17 protein-coding genes are annotated in these 18,074 nt (G+C 63.6%); 3 read left to right on the top strand and 14 right to left on the bottom strand.

Annotated features, from left to right (window positions below; translation table 11 throughout):
- Position 1: 1 nt before the first annotated feature.
- The 12 genes from ABIA65_RS07605 to ABIA65_RS07550 all read right to left on the bottom strand — a co-directional run bounded on the left by ABIA65_RS07605 (position 2) and on the right by ABIA65_RS07550 (position 13,487).
- Positions 2–721 (bottom strand): acyltransferase, encoded by a 720-nt coding sequence (locus ABIA65_RS07605; RefSeq protein ID WP_241403888.1) that lies wholly within the window; start codon positions 719–721, stop codon positions 2–4.
- Complete coding sequence (locus ABIA65_RS07600; protein ID WP_241403889.1) at positions 718–1,674, bottom strand: GDP-L-fucose synthase family protein; 957 nt, start codon at positions 1,672–1,674, stop codon at positions 718–720. The genes ABIA65_RS07605 and ABIA65_RS07600 overlap by 4 nt, the downstream gene beginning before the upstream one ends.
- Positions 1,664–2,290, bottom strand: a complete 627-nt coding sequence (locus ABIA65_RS07595) for a DapH/DapD/GlmU-related protein (protein ID WP_241403890.1) — start codon at positions 2,288–2,290, stop codon at positions 1,664–1,666. Before ABIA65_RS07595 ends, ABIA65_RS07600 begins: the two co-directional genes overlap by 11 nt.
- An 88-nt stretch (positions 2,291–2,378) precedes the next feature.
- On the bottom strand, positions 2,379–3,404 hold the full coding sequence (gmd, locus tag ABIA65_RS07590) for a GDP-mannose 4,6-dehydratase (RefSeq protein ID WP_241403891.1): 1,026 nt from the start codon (positions 3,402–3,404) through the stop codon (positions 2,379–2,381).
- Between the two features lie 85 nt (positions 3,405–3,489).
- Positions 3,490–4,737 carry a glycosyltransferase gene (locus tag ABIA65_RS07585; RefSeq protein ID WP_354523156.1) on the bottom strand — a complete coding sequence of 416 codons (1,248 nt, stop codon included), beginning with the start codon at positions 4,735–4,737 and terminating at the stop codon, positions 3,490–3,492.
- Positions 4,738–4,744: 7 nt separating this feature from the next.
- Positions 4,745–6,322 (bottom strand): sugar transferase, encoded by a 1,578-nt coding sequence (locus ABIA65_RS07580; protein ID WP_502919552.1) that lies wholly within the window; start codon positions 6,320–6,322, stop codon positions 4,745–4,747.
- A 210-nt stretch (positions 6,323–6,532) separates the two neighbouring features.
- Positions 6,533–7,957, bottom strand: coding sequence for a KamA family radical SAM protein (locus ABIA65_RS07575; RefSeq protein WP_354523155.1), 1,425 nt, complete (start codon positions 7,955–7,957; stop codon positions 6,533–6,535).
- Entirely contained in the window at positions 7,954–9,342 is a 1,389-nt protein-coding gene (locus ABIA65_RS07570; RefSeq protein WP_354523154.1) for a flavin monoamine oxidase family protein, read from the bottom strand. Before ABIA65_RS07570 ends, ABIA65_RS07575 begins: the two co-directional genes overlap by 4 nt.
- Positions 9,339–9,560: an acyl carrier protein gene (locus ABIA65_RS07565; RefSeq protein ID WP_241403895.1), complete on the bottom strand. Its 222-nt coding sequence runs from the start codon at positions 9,558–9,560 to the stop codon at positions 9,339–9,341. Before ABIA65_RS07565 ends, ABIA65_RS07570 begins: the two co-directional genes overlap by 4 nt.
- Positions 9,557–11,203 (bottom strand): AMP-binding protein, encoded by a 1,647-nt coding sequence (locus ABIA65_RS07560; RefSeq protein ID WP_354523153.1) that lies wholly within the window; start codon positions 11,201–11,203, stop codon positions 9,557–9,559. The genes ABIA65_RS07565 and ABIA65_RS07560 overlap by 4 nt, the downstream gene beginning before the upstream one ends.
- An 85-nt stretch (positions 11,204–11,288) precedes the next feature.
- Entirely contained in the window at positions 11,289–12,188 is a 900-nt protein-coding gene (locus ABIA65_RS07555; RefSeq protein ID WP_241403897.1) for a glycosyltransferase family 2 protein, read from the bottom strand.
- Between the two features lie 477 nt (positions 12,189–12,665).
- Positions 12,666–13,487 carry a LuxR C-terminal-related transcriptional regulator gene (locus ABIA65_RS07550; protein ID WP_241403899.1) on the bottom strand — a complete coding sequence of 274 codons (822 nt, stop codon included), beginning with the start codon at positions 13,485–13,487 and terminating at the stop codon, positions 12,666–12,668.
- 443 nt (positions 13,488–13,930) lie between these two features.
- Here ABIA65_RS07550 and ABIA65_RS07545 point away from each other — a divergent pair, with 443 nt between their 5' ends.
- Positions 13,931–14,554: a GIY-YIG nuclease family protein gene (locus ABIA65_RS07545; protein WP_354523152.1), complete on the top strand. Its 624-nt coding sequence runs from the start codon at positions 13,931–13,933 to the stop codon at positions 14,552–14,554.
- Here ABIA65_RS07545 and ABIA65_RS07540 read toward each other — a convergent pair.
- Both ABIA65_RS07540 and ABIA65_RS07535 read right to left on the bottom strand, forming a co-directional pair.
- The gene (locus tag ABIA65_RS07540) at positions 14,538–16,082 is read right to left on the bottom strand and encodes a class I adenylate-forming enzyme family protein (RefSeq protein ID WP_354523150.1); all 1,545 of its coding nucleotides are present in this window, start codon (positions 16,080–16,082) and stop codon (positions 14,538–14,540) included. The two genes, ABIA65_RS07545 and ABIA65_RS07540, sit on opposite strands and share 17 nt — an antisense overlap.
- Before the next feature lie 36 nt (positions 16,083–16,118).
- On the bottom strand, positions 16,119–17,081 hold the full coding sequence (locus tag ABIA65_RS07535) for an AIM24 family protein (RefSeq protein WP_354523149.1): 963 nt from the start codon (positions 17,079–17,081) through the stop codon (positions 16,119–16,121).
- A 106-nt stretch (positions 17,082–17,187) separates the two neighbouring features.
- On the opposite strand from ABIA65_RS07535, the gene ABIA65_RS07530 reads away from it, so the two are divergent.
- Complete coding sequence (locus tag ABIA65_RS07530) at positions 17,188–17,400, top strand: hypothetical protein (protein ID WP_241403903.1); 213 nt, start codon at positions 17,188–17,190, stop codon at positions 17,398–17,400.
- Between the two features lie 68 nt (positions 17,401–17,468).
- A complete protein-coding gene (abmR, locus tag ABIA65_RS07525) occupies positions 17,469–18,041 on the top strand; it encodes an ATP-binding transcription factor AbmR (protein ID WP_354523148.1) in 573 nt (190 codons plus the stop codon).
- Positions 18,042–18,074: the final 33 nt, after the last annotated feature.

The raw sequence follows: 18,074 nt of genomic DNA, 5'->3' as shown, positions 1-18,074 counted from the left end.
ATCAACCGATCCCCGAGACCACTGTGCGTAGCTCGCCACGCGGAAGGTCGATCCTCAGTTTGGTCGTCCTGGTCTCCGCACGCTCGAACCAACTCTCACCATCATCCGGGGGATTGGACCTGATGAACTGGGCGGGAGATCCTCCGTAGATACCCGGAGCCGGATCGAGTTCTCTAGTCCTGATCAGCATCGAGTTCGCGGTCAGCAGCGAGTATCTCGGCAAGATGGCGCCCTTCAGCACCAGACAGTTGGTCAGCACCGCCGACCGCTCACCAATGATGACCCGTCCCGCGGATTGCACGTTCATCGTTATGTCGATCTCGTGGCTCAGAATCGTGGTCCGCTGGCCTGCGATAGCGGACATGGCGCCGATCCGGACTATCCCGGAACAGTCGACATTGTGTCGACTGGTGATGGTTGCGCCGTCGCCCATGGTCAGGCTTCCGACATCCGGGTGCAACGCTTGGTACGCCGGGTGCGCGGAGATCATGTTGAAGGAGCCCATCGTGGCTCCATCGCCCATCTCCAGGAGTCGAAGAGACCGAAATATGTTCAGTGCGGCGATCGTTACGCCCTCGCCGATGACGGCACGGTCGACGTTCAACACCAGTACGGGGCCGATGCGTGCAGACCGGGAGACGTCGTGGCCGAACAGCCGCAACAGCTTGTTCTTCAGCGCGTGGCCGGGTAGAAGCCAGACCAGCAATTCGATTGCCTTCATTGTGTTCCCCCCACACAACGGTCGTCAGACTGTGACTCGGTGAACCACGCGTACATCTTCTTCAATCCAGCCTCGATGGTGAGGGTGGGCCGCCATCCGAGTGCCGCCAGTTTGCTGCTGTCCATGATCTTGCGCGGAGTCCCATCCGGCCGCATTGAGTCGAACGTCACCTCACCCTCGAAGCCCACGACAGATTTCATCAACAGTGCAAGGTCTCGGATTGTGATCTCTTGTCCGGAACCGACATTGATGATTCCTCTGTCGTTGTAACCCCGCAGCAGGAAGACACACGCGTCGGCGAGGTCGTCGGCGTCGATCAGTTCTCGCAGCGGCGAGCCGGTTCCCCACACGACCACCTCGGGCAGGTTCGACAGCTTGGCCTCGTGGAATCGACGCATCAAACCCGCGACCACATGTGAATTCTCCGGATGGAAGTTGTCTCCCATGCCGTACACATTGGAGGGCATAACTGCGAATGCGTTGAACCCGTATTGCTTCGCGTATGCGTCGGCCATCGTGATACCGGCGATCTTCGCGATCGCGTACGGCAGATTGGTCTCCTCCAGCGGACCGGTGAGGAGCGCCTCCTCAACGATCGGCTGTCGAGCGTACTTGGGATAGATGCAGCTCGAGCCCAGGAACATGAACTTCTGTGTGCCATAGCGGTACGCAGCGTCGATGACATTCGTCTGAATCTTGAGGTTCTCACGGATGAAGTCGGCGCCCTGAGTCGAGTTGGCGATGATTCCACCAACTTTCGCGGCCGCGAGGACGACGTACTCGGGTTTCTGTGAGGCGAAGAACTCCTCGACTGCCGCAGCGTCGTCGAGAGGAAGTTCCTCGTGTGTGCGGGTCAGGACATTCCGGTAGCCCGCGTCGCGCAGCCGGCGTGTAATTGCGGAACCGACCATGCCGCGGTGGCCGGCGACGTAGATGACGGAATCAGTCTGCATCAGTGTTCCCATCATCAGAACGGCGGTGGCGCCACTGTGCTCGCGGCTCAGCCGCCAGCACAGTGGCTCCGCCGGGAAGGTCATGGGTCACAATCGCCGTTGCCCCTACCGTCGCGCCGTCTCCTATGCGAACACCTCGCAGCACAGTCGCCCGCGCCGCGACCCATACCGAATCTCCGATGACGATCGGCGCGTTGTCGAACTCGAAGGTGGGACTTCTCCGGTCGTGACTGCCGGTGCACAACAGCGCTCCCTGCGAAATGCACGTGTTTGATCCGATTGTCACCTCTTCGAGGTTGAGGATCCAGGTCTCCTCACCGATCCAGGAGTTGTGCCCGACCGTCAACTTCCAGGGCCAATGGATCTTCACCTGGTGCCGAACTATCACTCCTGCAGCGATTCTGGCGCCGAAGAGTCGGAGAACCCCGATGCGGATCTTGTTTGGGCACCACCACTTCATCAACAATCCGCGCGACATTAGCCACAGGACCTGAATCGGCACCCCGCGGCCGCGGCTGTATCCGCGTCCGGTGAAGCCATCGAGGGCGAACTGGTTGCCCGGTTCGGGGTTGTGCCCGGAGAGTTGAGGTGAGTTGTGCTCAGCCACTGTGCTCATTTGGGGTCTCCCTTCATCTGGTCTGTAGAGGCTTTGGTGTTCGCGACGTGATCAGCGCGACTGCACATGTCGGGTTCGGCTCGCTGTGCTATTCCCAGCCGACCAGTGCCGGTTTGTCGACCCACGGGCTTCCCGCGCACCGCAGCGCCGCGATGTCCGCGTCCACCATGATTGCGGCGAGATCGGGCCCGGACACCTCCGCCTTCCAGTGCAGCAATCGGGCAGCCTTGGAGGCATCCCCGATAAGCGCGTCCACCTCAGTGGGTCGCACATAGTTCTGGTCGAACCTGACGTGGTCCTCCCAGTTCAGCCCCGCTCGAGCGAATGCGATTCGGACGAACTCCCGTACGGTATGCCCCTGGCCAGTCGCCAGAACGTAGTCGTCGGGCTCGTCGGCCTGGAGCATGCGCCACATACCTTCCACGAACTCGGGCGCATATCCCCAGTCACGCACGGCATCTAGATTGCCGAGGAACAGTTCGTCTTGCATGCCGGCCTTGATCCGAGCGACGGCTCGCGTGATCTTCCTGGTCACGAAGGTCTCACCGCGTCGGGGTGACTCGTGATTGAACAGGATCCCGTTAACTGCGAACATTCCGTAGGCTTCGCGGTAATTCTTGGTTACCCAATAGGAGTAGACCTTCGCGGCGCCGTATGGGGACCTCGGGTAGAACGGTGTGGTCTCACTTTGCGGGGGAGGGGAGGCGCCGAACATCTCAGAACTCGACGCTTGGTAGTACCGGCACGACAGTCCCGCCTGTCGAACCGCTTCCAGTAGTCGGACGCAGCCCACACCCGTCACGCTTCCCGTGTGCTCCGGCTCATCGAACGACACCCGCACGTGCGATTGTGCTGCGAGATTGTAGACCTCGTCGGGATTGATCTTGCTCAACAGCATCGACAGCCGGGCACCGTCGGACATGTCACCGTAGTGCAGGAACAGCCTGGTGTCGGGGAGGTGCGGGTCCTGGTAGATATGCTCGACCCGGACCGTGTTGAATGTCGATGCCCGCCTGATCAGGCCGTGAACTTCATAGCCCTTGGCTAGCAACAACTCGGCCAGATACGACCCGTCCTGTCCGGTGATCCCGGTTATCAGTGCCACCTTGCTCATATTCTCCCCCTTGTGATTCGACTGTCTGAAGTGAATGTTCATATCCATCTCGGGAATCCCACGGATCTCGGGCATGCCCACTCCCTCATGTCTTCTGCGTCGCCAGCATGCGCTGAATCCAGTGGTCGAACTTGTCTATTGACGCCGCCTCGCTCAGTTCGGCTGCCGCGTACTCGATTCCGTTCGCCCCCAGCTGCTTCCGAAGACTGGCATCTCTGCCGAGCGATGCGGCCGCCTCAATGAGGCATACCGGGTCCCCTCCGTCGACCACGATCCCGGCTCTGGAGCGCCGGATCTCCTGTGCTGCGTTGCTGTCCGAACCGACGGCAGCCACCACAGGCGTGCCACTCTGGAAGTACGAGGTGAGCTTGCTTGGTATCGACATCTCCGAGACGCCGGGCTTCTCGTTCACGAGCAGGATGTCAGCGGCCTTCAATGCAGCCACGTAGTCGCCCTGCGGAAGTGGGTCTCGGATCTCCAGATGATGTGTTTGACGTGCCATCGCCTCGAGCGTGCATCGCTGATTCCCATCGCCCATGAGCACGAACCGCAGGTTCAGGTTGTCGTTGTCTGCGACCTGAGCGGCGCGGATCACGTTCTCGAGGCCCTGTTTCACGCCCATGTTTCCGGCGTGCAGAACTACCGTTTCGTTGTCTGCCCAACCGAGGCGTCCGCGACTTGCGGCTCGATCGCTTTCGTCAGTGGACTCAACGTGAGTCCAGTTCCTGATCGTCGTGATCTTGGCAGGGTCTGCCTGGAGCCTCTGTACCAGCTGACTGCGGAACTGGCTGTGCGCCACCACGATGCCATCGGCCTCCCGCATGACCCAGCTCTCCAGCTTGCTGGCAAACCTGGCCGCGGCGGATCCCGGATCCTGCGTTTCACTCACGCCGACTGAGTAGAGATCCTGAACCCAGACGCCGAGTACCGGACGGCGCCCGACGGACACGCGGCGGCGCAGACATTGAGCGGCCGTCGAGATAAGTGCCGGCGTGGTGCAGATAACGACGTCGGGCTCGTGCCACCGCGATGCGACGCCGCGGGCGCCGAAGGTCGCCTCCATGAGAAGGCGGCGTAGGTTCGACGCTCGTTTTGGAACGGAGTGGCGAACCCGCTTGATGGATACGCCGTCCATCGTCTCCAGCGATGTCCATTTCCAACGATACTCAGCCGGCACCCGCCACTCCGGGTAGTGAGGCATTCCGGTGACGACATTGACCCGATAGCCTCTGCTTGCCAGGCCCCGGCACAGGCCAGTCGTATATGGCGCAATGCCAAAGGGTTCGGGGGCATAGTTGATGCCAAGGACCGTGACTGATGGCTGATCGTCCATGACAACCTCAGTACGCGCCGGAACGTCGGAACACTGCTCGCAACGTCTTGGCGATGAGCAAGACGTCCTGAGTCATCGACCAGTTGTCGACGTACGAGAGATCCAGGCGAACGGACCTTTCCCAGGAGAGATCGGACCGGCCGCTCACCTGCCACAACCCTGTTACGCCTGGCTTCACCAACAGCCGACGCACCAGATCGCAGTCGTATGCCTCCACCTCGCGTCGTAACGGTGGCCGGGGACCGACGACGCTCATCTCCCCGCGTAGCACGTTGAGGAACTGGGGCATCTCGTCGATACTGAACCGCCGTAGGAACCGGCCCACCGAGGTGATGCGCGGATCGTCACGGATCTTGAAGAGCAGGCCGTCACTTTCGTTGGCGCTCAACAGACTTGCCAACTGCTTGTCGGCGTCCTTGACCATGGTGCGGAACTTCATCATCGAGAACGGCTTCCCGTCGATGCCTATCCGTTCGGACGAATAGAAGATGGGGCCCCGGCTGCCGATCTTGATCGCAATGGCGGTGCCAATCAGCAACGGCAGCGTCCCGATGAGAGCGGCCGAGGCGAAGCAGATGTCAAACGCCCGTTTCTGGAATCGCTGTGCGCCGAGATACTGAGGTTTCTCTATGTGCAACAACGGAAGGCCGGCGATCGGACGCATCACCAGACGGGATAGCGCTACGTCCATCACGCCAGTCGAGACGACGAGGTCAACTCCAAGCGGCTCGAGATCCCAAATCAGTCTTCGGATGCCCTGGACACCGAAGTGCTCCGTTCCAGCGATGGCGACGGTGTCCGCGCCACAGGTACGGATCGCGTCCAACACCTGGGCCTCCCCGCCGATGATCGGGATGTCCGCGCCGTTCACGGTGATCCGTTCGCCCCGCGGAGGGCCATATCCCGGCACGCCGACTCCCACTACGCGGTAGCCGTCCACCGCATTCTGGGTCAACTCGTTCGCCAGGTTCTGCACTGCGTCGGGTTCACCGATGGCCAGCACAGCGGTCTGGTAGCCGCCTTCCGCCCGCTTGCGCGCCATATGGCCACGCCAGAACAGCCTGCTCAGCAGCAGACCGAGAATCCCCGCCGGAAGCGCGACCGCCAGATAGCCACGCACGACGTCGACCTTGAGGAGCAGCGTGACGATCGCGATCGCTCCGAAGGTCCAGAAGGATGCGGCGATAACCCGCCGATACTCCTCGATACCCGAGCCGATGACTCTTGGGGACCGAGTGTGGAATGCGGCAAGGGCAAAAAGCCACACGACGATGAAAACGACGGAGAAGCCCGGTACGAGGTACTTGAAGTCGCCCGCTGCTGTTCCGGGTGTTCCAAACCGGATGTACTGTGCCAGAACCACACCCATGCAGACAACCAAGGTGTCAGTCAGCCGCAACTGGGCCGCGTATCGCCGTTGCCAAGTGGTGCGTGCGAATACCTCGCTCGGTATGAGTCTTTGCGCGGCAGCTGCAACGCGACTGTTGGCCACTTCAGGTGGCGATGGGACTGTGACTGTGTGGTCAACAGCTGTCGGATGTCCGTTCCCATTGGTGGAGCGAAGGCCGACGGGTCTGATCTGCATCTCGGTCTGTTGCATCGTTCTACTCCAATCCCACGAATTCCGCGGCGAGAATGCCGTCGCCGCGTGTGCGGCGTTCAGGCAGGCTGAATCGGACCAGCGGGCCGACAGTCGTCCATATGGGAAGCTGCTCGCGCAGACCAGCCCGGTTGCCTCTAGCCAGCGCCTGGGCTGCTGAGTGCCGTCTCGTGCGTTGCGGTGCGTTCATCGACGTCATCCGGCCGAAGCTTCTGTGTCACTGGCACAGTCGCGTGCTTCTCGCCACCACGCTTGCCCCGATGCGGGCAGGCTGTCGATAGGGTCGTAGAACGGGTAAACGCGGTTCAGGACATCGCTATCCGCGCCGTCCAATACCGTGCGGTAGTTCTTGTTCCAGTAGGAGATGCCGAGGTTCCGGTCGTAGCGGGCCACCTGATGGACCCAGCGTTTGCCAACGAAGGGAACGTCGCAGACGATCCGCGGCGTCGCGAAACCGGGCAGATACCCCATGATCGACAACTGCAACTGCTGGGCTTGCCACAGTGGGGTGCGCCAGTGTTCGGAGTTGGGGATCATGTCGCACATGTAGAAGTAGTACGGCAGGATGTTTGCCTCTCCCTGAAGTGCGAAGCACAGGTCGAGTAGGTCGTCGGCAGTGGCGTTCACCCCCCGCATCAGCACTCCCTGGTTGCGCACGTCGCGCAGCCCGGCGCCGAGCAGGGCCCGGGCCGCCTCCGCCACCAGCGGCGTCACCGACTGGACATGGTTGATGTGGGTGTGCAGCGCCAGGTTCACCCCGCGAGCCGCGGCAATGTGTGACACCCGGTTGACGCCTTCGACCACGTTCGACTGGAGCCAGTGCTGCGGCAGCGCGGCCAGCGCCTTGGTCGCCAATCGGATATCTCGGATGGTGTCGATATCGAGCAGCTGCATGACAAACGATTCCAGCCGGGGCCAAGGGACGTTGGCCACATCACCACCGGAAACGACCACATCACGGACCGTCGGTGTGGATCGGAGGTAGTCCAGAATTCGGTCCTGCCGGTCGGCCGGCCGCAGCGTCAGCTTGGACTTGCTGACCGTTGGTGTGGAATTGCCGATCAGATCCATTCGGGTGCAGTGGCCGCAGTACTGAGGACACGTCGACAGCATCTCGGCGAGAACCTTGGTGGGGTATCGATGTGTTAGCCCCTCGACTACCCACATATCGCTCTCGTGCAGCGAGTCTCGCTCGGCGTAAGGGTGTGAGCCCCATGTCGGTTCGCGATCGCTGAGCACCGGCAGCATGTAGCGCCGAATCGGATCCGCATAGAACGCCTCGGTGAGGCTGCGGCGTCCCGGTATGACATGTGGCGCAATGGTGTTCAGCATCTGGGGCGGCAGCAACATGGACATGGTCGCCTGCTGCTGCTGATCGTCGGCCAGATCGGCATAGAACCGCTCGTCGAGAAGTTCCCCCACCACGGCTCGCAGCTGACCGATGTTCTTGATCGAGTGCGCGCGCTGCCACTGCGGATCTCGCCAATCAGATTCGGTGACAGCCGCCCAGCCTGGGTATCGTCGCCAGTCCGGCTCGGACAACTCGCTGCGCACATAGCTATACGGCTGGTCGGCGACGGCAGTGAAGCCGGCCTGTCCGGATTCACTGAGTGTCGTCATCGGACCAGAACCTTTCGCGAAGTGGTCGCCGGTTCGGCGCCCTGGATCAATTCGGTCGCGACACGTCGACCTGACCGAATCGCACCCTCCATCAGCCCAAAGAACTCCAGGCTGGTTTCGGTCCCCGCCCAATGAACGCGGCCATGGGGTTCGGTGAGCGTCGGTCCCAGCCGCAACCAGTCGCCGGGTCCGAACAGGGCGGCATAGCATCCCCTGCTGTACTTCTCCGCCAACCAGTCAGTCACCGTGCACTGCGTCGGCGACGGCAGCTCAGGAAAGAGTTGGCGGATGTGGTTCCGCACCGCCTCCCTCTGCTGGCTCGGCGACTGCGCGGAGAAGGCTGACGCCGCTGCGCCGGTGACGAATCCCGTGAGTACACCCGCAGATTCATCCGCGGGAGAGTCGTCGACCGTGGACAGCAGCGGCCCGTTTGCGCTCACCGACCATCCTGACAACCCACGCTCACGCCAGATCGGTGCCGGATAGCCAAGGTGGACCTTGACTGCGCAGCCCCGGCCAGTGGCCGGTGTCGCTCGTGGCGTGCGCAGCGCAGGCCGAAACTCGATTTGCTGCGCCAACAGTGGTGGCACGGCGACGACCACTCGGTCGGCGCGATACTGCGAGGCGTCGCCGCCGGTGGTCGAAGGGCAATGCACGATCACCTCATCGGCGTTCTGGTCGATCGCAGATACCGGATGTGCCAACCGCACTCGTCCACCGAGCCGTTCAGCGAGTGCCTGAGTCAGCAGATGTGCGCCGCCATCGATCCGCCACTGCTGGGCGCCGCCCTCGAAGGCGTTGAGATAGCGGATCCCACCGCCAGACCGCAGATAGAAGGCCATGTGCAGAACGGAGATCGCGGCAGGATCGGCTGCCATCATCTCGCCAATGAACAGCGGGAAGAAGGTCCGCGCGTCCGGATGCTCGACCTCGTCGGCTAGCCAGCGCGCGGCAGTCAGTCGGTCGAGGCGCTCCGCACCCCGGCCTTGCCAAGGTGCATCCGGCCGGAGCTGCGCGACGAGGTCCTCAAGCCGATCGAACAGGTCGCCGAGCGCGACTGCGTCCAGCGGCGGCACGCGACTCGCGGTTGTGGTCCGATGGCCCGACAGCAGGAACGTGCTGTCCCCGACCATCGCTGTCGAGGCCAGGCCAAGTCCATGCTCCCGTATGAGTGCGAGCAGTTCGGTGTGCCGCACCCCCAGATAGGCGGCACCCCCGTCGGCGACGACATCCTCTGATATCGGGATGCCGTGCATCCGGCCGCCCACCCGATCACGTGCCTCCAGCACGGTCACCTCCGCGCCCGCCGCGGCCAAGTCGACAGCTGCTGTGAGCCCGGACAGGCCAGCACCAACGACGATGACACGCATCGCTTGCCCGTTCATGACACCCCGGCCGCAACTTTGTCGAACAACCCAGCTGCAGAGGGGTCTTCGATGAAGTCCTCCCATGACAGCTCTGTTCCGAAGTCCCGTGCGATCGCACTGAGCACCCGGGTGGCCAGCAGAGAGTCGCCGCCGAGGTCGAAGAAGTCGGAGTGCGGAGTCACGTCAATGGTGTCGAGGACCCTGCGGAAGATCTGGACGATGTGGCCTGCGCTCATTGGCTTGTTCCTTTGCTGTCGTAATCCGCTGCAGCACGCTGGGTTGCTGCACGATCAACTTTTCCGGTGGACGTGTAGGTCAGCGCAGTAACGAATTTCACCTGCGTGGGTACGAATTGACTGGGTAGGCGCTCACGTAGGTAGCGCTTCAGATCAGCGGGCGTGGTCGGCTCGGTCGCCACGATGTATGCCGTCAATGCCGTACGCCCGAGTACGCGTTCGCCCAACACGACGGCTCCCGTGACGGCGGGATGGGTGTTCAACTGCACCTCGACCTCGGCCGGATGTACGCGCACACCAGCGACCTTCACCTGTTCGTCAGCACGGCCGCGTGAGTGCAGCAGACCGTCCTCGCCGCGGGTGACCAAGTCACCGGTGCGAAACCACCGAGTCGGCCCGAATCCGTGGTCTGCGACCGGGAATGCGGCGGCGGTGATGTCCGTCAGGTCGAGGTATTCAGTGGCCAGGGCGGGCCCCGCCACCAGCAGCTCACCCTCATCGGTGACGTGATCGAGCACGTGGGGGAGCGGACGCCCGATTGGTGCCTCGGCATCGGTGGAAGTGGCCTCAGGTTCGATGCCGGGGCCGGCCAGTTGCACCGCATGGGTGATCATGGTGGTTTCGGTGCAGCCGTAGGTGTTGAGCAAGCTGACTTGGCCGGTGTCGAGATCACGCCACTGCCGCAAGCGGGTTGGATCAACCCGCTCGCCGCCGATCACCACCAGCCGGACGCTGTCTGGAAGTGCCGTGTGCCCCTCGTCTAGGAAGTAGACCAGTTCGTGCCAGAACGCTGTCGGCAGGTCGAGGACGGTGACTTCCCGTTCCTCCAGCATCCGGACGAAGCGCGGGAACGAGCCGGAGTGGGCCTCCTTGTCGAAAACAAGAGTCGCGCCGGCAGTCAGCGCGGGCAGAATCTCCTCCAGGCAGGTGTCCCAGCCAAGCGAGGCGAATTGGAGCACACGGTCATCGGGGGTCAGCGCGAAGAGGTGGCGCAGCGCACGCACTGTGACGGTGAGGGCGTGCCGCGAGACCACCACCGGCTTGGGTGCTCCAGTGGAACCGGATGTGCACAATATGTAGGCGGGATCGGTCCGCTGCCAGATGGACTGGGGCAGTGCTTCGTCCGCAGATCCGGGATCCCCGTCGAGGGTCTCGACCCCCAGGTCCGTTGGTTCGAGCGGGTCAGCGGCTACTGCGGTCAAATGCTCCAGCCCGAGTACTGCGCCGATGGCCTGTTGGCGGGCGGCTGGAAGCGCGGCGTCGACGGGGCAGTACGTGGCACCTGCCTGCAGTATCCCAAGCAGGTGCTCTGCCACTGCGGGTGTGTGCGAGACCACGGCACCGATCAGTTTGGATGGGCCATCGGCGGCGATATGACGTGCTCTGTAGCGCGATGCCGTGAGACGGACCCGCTCTGCGAGGTCGTGATAGGTGATTGCGGCGCCGTCGTGCACGATGGCGGGGCGGTGTGGAAAGTCCCGCGCAGCGGCGACAAAATCCGTAACCACGTCGCCGACGAAATCGGAGTCGGGAGAGGCCTCGTGTCCGGAACGATCCGCTTCCCTATGATGCCCGTTGGCCAAGACATGGTCGGCCAAGGCGGATCCGACGAATCCGGTGGCGCTGGTGACGGGTGCGCGCATTGCGGTCAACCTCCTGTTCGGGCGAAATCAATGGGCATGGGATAGGTTCCGTCGATTGACGAGGATCGACTCTTCTTGTGTCTGATCATCTGGGCGAGGTTCGTGCGAGCTGTTGGGCGCCAGTGCTTTTCGGTGGCGGCGGCATGACGGGTCCCAACACTTCGGAATGGTGACTGCGTACGACGGTGCGCAACACCCTGATGCCATTGCGGATGGCATGGAGGTTCGACTTTCCTGACCTCCGTGACATCTCCAGACTTGGTACCTCCACGACCCGCAGACCGACCTGCACCGCCCGGACGGCCATTTCCGCCTCGATCTCCAATCCGGTCGCCCTGAGCGAGAGGAGATCCAAATAGCGGCGGTGAAATGCGCAGAAGCCGTAGGTCAGATCGGTGAGATTGGTGTCGTAGAGGGTGTTGAACACGGTCAGCACGAACCGATTGCCGAGCCGACCGGAATGTGTGCTGTCCAACGACCCGCCGCCCACGATGAACCGTGAACCCTTGACGAAGTCATATCCATTGGTGAGAAAGTGCAGATAGTGCCGAATCTCTTGCGGCGCCATACTTCCGTCGGCGTCCATCACCACGATGACGTCGCTGGAGGCGGCCAGGAAGCCGGTCCTGAGCGCACTGCCCTTGCCGACGCCCTCCTGGGATATCACCTTGATGTCCGGGCGGGCGCTGCAGGCGGTGATCAGTGTTGCGTCAGTTGAGTTTCCGTCGACCAGGATGATCTCGCTGACTTCGTCGGCGATCTGCTCGAGGAAGCACGCGATGGTTCGCGCCTCGTTCCTAACCGGGATGACCAAGCTGACGGTCGGTGGGGAGGAGGTCGGGCGGGTTCGCTTGGCCCGTCGGCTACCAGTAGTCGGTGCGGGCTTTGCCACCCTGACTTCGACCGTCCCGCTCGCCAACTGAGCTGGCGACGGCCGGTCGTCGTATCCGTTGTGCTTGTATTCATCCGGGCTCCGGTCAGCCATGATTTGACCGCAATCTGGCGTCGGTGCTTGGCAATAGACATTTGTCCATTGATTCCCCCCAATTCTATTCAGATCACTGCACTGCGATGGCCTTTGCGAGGTTCGTGGCGTTGTCGACATCGCGGCCGAGCGTCGGGCCGAGAGTTCGGACCAGGAACGGGAGCGGCACAACGGCTTCGAGCCGCCCCCCAGCGACATCTGTGCCGTCCACAGCCGGTGCGCCCGTGGCGCAAGAATCCTGCCACCAGCTGTCGCTCGGGTAGTCAACCGGCACCGAAGGGTCTCGTCGAGAGACTGGACCGCAGAGCAAAGCGAACGCTCGGTGATCCGAATTCGCTACCGCTGCTATGCAATCCGCCGACAGCGGCGACGGGGGTCCGGCCTTACGGGCTACCTTTGAGAACACTCACTTACTATCGGGCGCTGTGTGCTCGGCGTAAATGGGCCAGCGGAGCGAACTTTTCGCTAGTCCCCGGTCTAGTTCCCGTCGTCATCGTCGGTGTATCGAATGGTCCTCGAGAGTGCCGCCGCCTCGGCGCGTGTGCTCACGCCCAGCTTCTTCAATAGGCTGTGGACGTGGTTCTTCACGGTGTGAACCGCGATGCAGAGCTGCGATGCGATATCCCGATTCGAGAGACCGATTTCCAGCATCCTCAGGATCTGGGCCTCTCGGGCCGTGAGAACTAGTTCCTTGGCCGGCGGTGGTTGGCGTTCGGCGGCGAGTGCTGATAGCCGGTTCAGCAGAATCGCGGCGACGCGAGGTGAACATGCCGACTCGCCGGCAGCAATCTTGCGGATCAATCCGAGCAGGTGGTCGAGCGACTCGGTACGAGTGTGGTAGGCGGCCACGCCCGCCTCGGCGCAGGCGACTATCTCCGATTCGTTGTCCTCGGACACCCCCAGCACGATGACCCGAGCGGCAGGGCTGATCTGCAATGCCGTCTGGAGCAGCTTCAGGTTGTCTCGAGTTCCGATACTCAGCAGGACGATGCTCGGGGTGGCGCCATTGAGTTCGTTGACCAGTGATGGCAGATCCCACGCCACGCTCGGTGCGGCGATCCCGTTCGCCACGAAGGTGTTGACGAGATTCTCGCGATAGAGCGTGCAGTCGTCGATGATCAGAATGCGGGCATCGAGCAGGGGATCGCGGTCCTCCGCCAGCCCCCAGCCCACCAACCCTCGTCCTGCGTCCGTCGACAGCTTGTCCCAACTGACGAGGTCACGGGCACCTCGTGGGGTCAGTTGAGTGGGAACCACGCTGTGCTGACCACTGGGTCCGTGCTGCCTCCAGATGTCCATCGTCCGAGGTGCCGGCCCGGAAGGTAAACCCTCCGTTTTATTAACGTTTGCTAATTTTTCATTTCCCCGCGTTGTTTCCACGCCCCTACCACCCTCCCCGTGGTTAAAGCTTCCCCCGTGCGTGCAGAACACGCTGCACCATTGTTACCTGGGATGTCGCCCGTTGTCACCTGGAGCAGCGTGATTGTTTGTGTTAGGGAAAATTTGCCAAATCTGCACCACCTGGGAAAGATGCCGTCCATGGGTCGTGTGCTGGCATTTGACACGGACCTGTAATCCCTCCGCAATCGTGATCTGGACTGACCCCGGAAAAAGTGGATGCCTGTCGCGCCGACCGCCGGCTCGCCGAGGCTGACGGCCAGCGAGGCGGTGCCCGGAGTTCTCGGGTCGGGCCGCTCTAAGCTGGGTGTTCAGGATTCACCACGAACACGATCGGAGGGCGCATGCCTAAAGGGCGAAGCGCCAACAGCCCCGCGGACTTCCTTGCCGCCCGGCCGCACACACGGGAGGAAGTGTTCAGCGATCCATGCCCGGTGCCCGACGCGCCCGGCGTCAATGGCTGGTGGTTTCGCACGGTGCCCGCGGATATCGACGTATCGGGGTGCCAGCAGCGCGATGGGCTGACGTTGCTCTACGTCGGTATCAGTCCAACTCGCCCGCCGGTGAGCGGGAAGCCGCCGAGCACGCAGGATCTGCGCAAACGCGTGAAGTACCACTTCGGCGCGGCAAACGCCGACGCCGAGGGGTCGACGCTGCGCAAGACACTGGGCATCCTGCTGTCCGATGAACTCGGTTTCAAGCTGCGTCGGATCGGCAATGGCGACAGGCGCACATTCGCCGGAGGAGAAGCCGTCCTGACCCAGTGGATGGCCGAGAACGTCCTGGTGTCGTGGGTGGTTCACCCCGAGCCGTGGTTCCTCGAGGAGAAGTTGATCGCTGCCCTCGACCTGCCGCTCAACGGCCAGGAGGCCAACAAGGCCAACGTGTTCTATCCGGAGTTGAAGCGTCTGCGGCGCGCAGCGATGAACCACGCGAACAAGCAACGCGTGCTCAAGGAGTGGTCTTAGCGCCGAACTCGCGGGCCAGCGTCTTCTTGTCGACCTTCTCCCCGGCCAGCGTGGGCAGCGGCGCTGTGCGGATCTCCCACCGGGTCGGGACCGCGAAGTACGACAGCGTGCCCGCCGCGTGTCGCTGCAGCTCATCGACAGTCGGAGGGTCGGCATCGATACGGTGCACGACCACCGCCACGAGTTCCTCTCCGAGGTCTGGGTGCTGGATTCCGAGTGCGGCGACCTCGACGACGGCGGGGTGCGTGGCGATCGCGGCCTCGACGTGCGGGCAGGCGATGTTCTCGCCACCGCGAATGACGACGTCCTTGCTCCGGCCGTCGATGAAGAGGTAGCCGTCCTCGTTGAGGTGCCCGAGGTCGCCGGTGTGCAGCCATCCTTCGGTATCGACCGTGTCATCGTCCGGGACACCCACGTAGCCGTTCATCACGGTGGGGGAGCGCGCGAGTACCTCGCCCACGCCCTCGGAGTTGGGGTCGGCGATGCGGAGTTCGACGACGGGGTAGGGGCGGCCGACGGTGCCCGGGTACGCGGCCAGGTCACGCGCATCGCCCGCGGTGAGAAACCCGCCGGCCTCGGTCATGCCCCAGGTGTTGCTCAGTCCGCGCTGGCGCAGGTTGGGCAGTTTGGTCCGGATGCGGTCGAGTAGGTCGGTGGTGACGGGTGCGCCGCCCAACGGCCAGGACTTCAGGCTGCTCAAGTCGTGGGACTCGAAGTCGGGGTGTGCGAGAAGCCGGCTGGCCATGGTGGGTACCGCGCCCCAGATTTGAATGCCCTCGCGCTCGATGAGGCGCAGAATCTGGCCGGCGTCGAAGCGGCCCTCGGTCATGACGATCTTGCCGCCGGTGAGGAAGTGCGTCAGCAGGCTCGACAGGCCGCCGACATGAAACATCGGTGTGGTGGCCAGGCTGACCGCCTGCGGCGACTCGGCGTCGAGCAGATGCGGGAATCGCCGATTGCGTGCGAGGATGTTGTGCTGGTTTCCGATCACCGAGCGGCGCGACAGTTCAACGGCTTTCGGCATCCCAGAGCTGCCCGACGTGAACAGGACGAGGGCGGGGTCGTCGCCGTCGGTGTCGGGTGCGGGCACGGTCTCGCCCGCCGGGGCGTCGAACGCTGCGCGCAGATCCGCCAGCGGGCTATACGGTGCGTTGACCGCCATCGTGGTGTCGGCGAGCACGTGGCGCGGCGCCAGAAGGTCGACGGCATGGTCGATCTCGGCGGAGCTCCACCATCTGTTGGCCAACACGGGTACGGCACCGCAGCGCCACGTGGCCCACAGTGCGACGATCCACTCCGGGCTGTTGTAGCCGAACACCATGACGCGGTCACCCGCCCCGACGCCCAGCGACGTCAGCGTCGGGCGGGCCGCCTCGACGGCATTGCGAAAGGCGCGGAAGGAGATCCGTCGCTCACCGTGCACCAGAAACGTGCGATCGGTCCACACGGTCGTCGCCGACAACAGGTCGGTAAACGTTGACGGACCCTGGTCGTAGACCAGGCCATCGTGGCCACCGAACGCACCCACGCGGACCTCTGTACCCCATATGGGACCCGGCATCGGTTACTGCACCGGAATCTGGAGGCCCTCCGAGGGCTGCACGATCACGAAACCCTGTCCGTGGAAACTCACCTGGAGTGCCTCACCGGAACCGCGGCCGATCAGGGCGCCTGCCTTGAAGCTCGTCTTCAGCTGGGTCTGCAGATTCGCTGACCATGCGACGACGGCGTTGGTGTCGGCGAATGTCGGCGCCTCGGCGGCATTGAGCACGACGGGCGGGCCGTCGGTGGTCAGCGCCACCCAGCCGGTGCCTCGTAGCGTCGTGTTGAACAGGCCGCCGGTCGCGATGCTGCCGCCCTTGACCCGCTCGATGTTCCAGTCGAGGCTCGACGAGAAGGCGAGTACGTTCTTACCGCTAATTGACAGGCCGGAGTTGTTGAGGTTCAACAGGTGTACGTCGTGGGCCTGCTCGGCCAGGAACACGTCGCCCTGGCCCTGGCACCGCATGAGGGGCAGGCCCTCGCCGGTGAATGCCTTCTTGAGGAACTTGCCCGCGCCGCCACCCTCGAACGCGAAGTCGACGTTGCCCTGATAGGCGACCATCGATCCCTGCCGCGCCATGAACGGCTCGCCGAGTCGCACCCTCAGCATTCTCGAGTTCTGGTTCGCGATCGGCTTCGATTCCTTCTCGCTGAACCGACCGTCGACCAGATCGCCCGTGATCCCCGCGAAGCCATCGCCGCCGCCGACGGCAGTGGCCTGCGGTGCCGAGTACTGCTGGCCGCCTTGCTGTGCGGCGTAGTCGGTCTGCTGCGCCGCATGCTGCGCGACGTGTTGTGCGGCGGGCTCCGCGTGCTGCGCGGCGGGTTGGCCGCCCTGGGCGGCCTGGGGTGCGGCGCCCATCGGTGCGGTACCGACCTGCCCCTGCTGGGAGACCTGATCGCTCCACTGCCTGCCGTCCCACCACCGATAGTCGAACCGGCCCTCGGGGTCGGGCTGCCAGCTGCCAGCTCCTGGTCCAGTCATTGTTCGCTCCTCGGATTGATCGCCGTGTCGAACGCGCCTTCAGGACGGTGTCGAACATGTCGTAAAGACAGTATGGCAAGGGCTCTTGGCCTGGCATCCTTGCGTGATGGGAAACGAAATCGACCCGGTGCGCGCCCAGAGTGCGCTCGCGGTCATCAAACAGCATCCCGGGATGGTGCTGTTCCTCACCACGCCGGCGCTGCTGGTGGTGGGCGTGGTCTGGCTGCTCACCGGCAGTGCGGCGTGGGCGGGCCTGCTCCTGGTCGCGCTCGTTCTGGGTGGCGCCGGCCTGCTCTACGCGGGCATGAAGCGGCGCTGACCCGACCGCTGCGTTCGCCCTGGGAGAAGTGCGCCCTCCGCGGCTTGTAACGGTGTAATCATGTAATCATGAGACAACATCATCACAGCGGACGCCGCCGCCCGAGCGGGTCCGGAGGCTGGCAGCAGGCAGAACAACCCGACGCGGGGGACGCAGCAGACTGGATCGCGGGGCGTCTCCCGGAGGCATGGTTCGACGGGGACCCCTCGGTCGTCGTCGACCGCGAGGAGATCACCGTCATCGGTCGCCTCGCCGAACCCGATGGCGAGGAGACACCGGCCCGGGCCTCCGGGCGGGCCGCCCGGTTCCGCGAGGAGACCCGCTCGGAGCGTATGCGGATCGCCGACGAGGCCGAGGCCCGGTACGGCCGCAAGGTCGCCTGGGGTGTAGAGGTCGGTCCGGGTGACACGCCGGAGCGAATCCTGTTCACCCACATCGCGGTTCCCGTGATGACCCGGCTCAAACAGCCTGAGCGTCAGGTGCTCGACACCCTGGTCGACGCAGGCGTGGCACGGTCACGTTCCGACGCGCTGGTGTGGTCGGTGCGGCTCGTCGGCGAGCATGCCGATGAATGGCTCGGCAAGCTGCGCGAGGCGATGACCGCGGTCGATGATCTACGTGCCGAGGGGCCGAACCTCTAGTGATTTTCGGCGCGTTTTGGAGCGCTCACCGCT

The organism is Mycolicibacterium sp. 624 (assembly GCF_040548615.1).
Taxonomy (GTDB): domain Bacteria; phylum Actinomycetota; class Actinomycetes; order Mycobacteriales; family Mycobacteriaceae; genus Mycobacterium.
The sequence above is the reverse complement of the archived record's forward strand: the minus strand, read 5'-3'. Positions and strand labels throughout refer to the sequence as shown.

What these genes read in the sequence shown, in the direction of transcription:
- ABIA65_RS07605 (WP_241403888.1), bottom strand. Translation starts at nt 721, where the DNA reads ATGAAGGCAATCGAATTGCTGGTCTGGCTTCTACCCGGCCACGCGCTG.
- ABIA65_RS07600 (WP_241403889.1), bottom strand. Translation starts at nt 1,674, where the DNA reads ATGCAGACTGATTCCGTCATCTACGTCGCCGGCCACCGCGGCATGGTC.
- ABIA65_RS07595 (WP_241403890.1), bottom strand. Translation starts at nt 2,290, where the DNA reads ATGAGCACAGTGGCTGAGCACAACTCACCTCAACTCTCCGGGCACAAC.
- gmd (WP_241403891.1), bottom strand. Translation starts at nt 3,404, where the DNA reads ATGAGCAAGGTGGCACTGATAACCGGGATCACCGGACAGGACGGGTCG.
- ABIA65_RS07585 (WP_354523156.1), bottom strand. Translation starts at nt 4,737, where the DNA reads ATGGACGATCAGCCATCAGTCACGGTCCTTGGCATCAACTATGCCCCC.
- ABIA65_RS07580 (WP_502919552.1), bottom strand. Translation starts at nt 6,322, where the DNA reads ATGCAGATCAGACCCGTCGGCCTTCGCTCCACCAATGGGAACGGACAT.
- ABIA65_RS07575 (WP_354523155.1), bottom strand. Translation starts at nt 7,957, where the DNA reads ATGACGACACTCAGTGAATCCGGACAGGCCGGCTTCACTGCCGTCGCC.
- ABIA65_RS07570 (WP_354523154.1), bottom strand. Translation starts at nt 9,342, where the DNA reads ATGAACGGGCAAGCGATGCGTGTCATCGTCGTTGGTGCTGGCCTGTCC.
- ABIA65_RS07565 (WP_241403895.1), bottom strand. Translation starts at nt 9,560, where the DNA reads ATGAGCGCAGGCCACATCGTCCAGATCTTCCGCAGGGTCCTCGACACC.
- ABIA65_RS07560 (WP_354523153.1), bottom strand. Translation starts at nt 11,203, where the DNA reads ATGCGCGCACCCGTCACCAGCGCCACCGGATTCGTCGGATCCGCCTTG.
- ABIA65_RS07555 (WP_241403897.1), bottom strand. Translation starts at nt 12,188, where the DNA reads ATGGCTGACCGGAGCCCGGATGAATACAAGCACAACGGATACGACGAC.
- ABIA65_RS07550 (WP_241403899.1), bottom strand. Translation starts at nt 13,487, where the DNA reads ATGGACATCTGGAGGCAGCACGGACCCAGTGGTCAGCACAGCGTGGTT.
- ABIA65_RS07545 (WP_354523152.1), top strand. Translation starts at nt 13,931, where the DNA reads ATGCCTAAAGGGCGAAGCGCCAACAGCCCCGCGGACTTCCTTGCCGCC.
- ABIA65_RS07535 (WP_354523149.1), bottom strand. Translation starts at nt 17,081, where the DNA reads ATGACTGGACCAGGAGCTGGCAGCTGGCAGCCCGACCCCGAGGGCCGG.
- ABIA65_RS07530 (WP_241403903.1), top strand. Translation starts at nt 17,188, where the DNA reads ATGGGAAACGAAATCGACCCGGTGCGCGCCCAGAGTGCGCTCGCGGTC.
- abmR (WP_354523148.1), top strand. Translation starts at nt 17,469, where the DNA reads ATGAGACAACATCATCACAGCGGACGCCGCCGCCCGAGCGGGTCCGGA.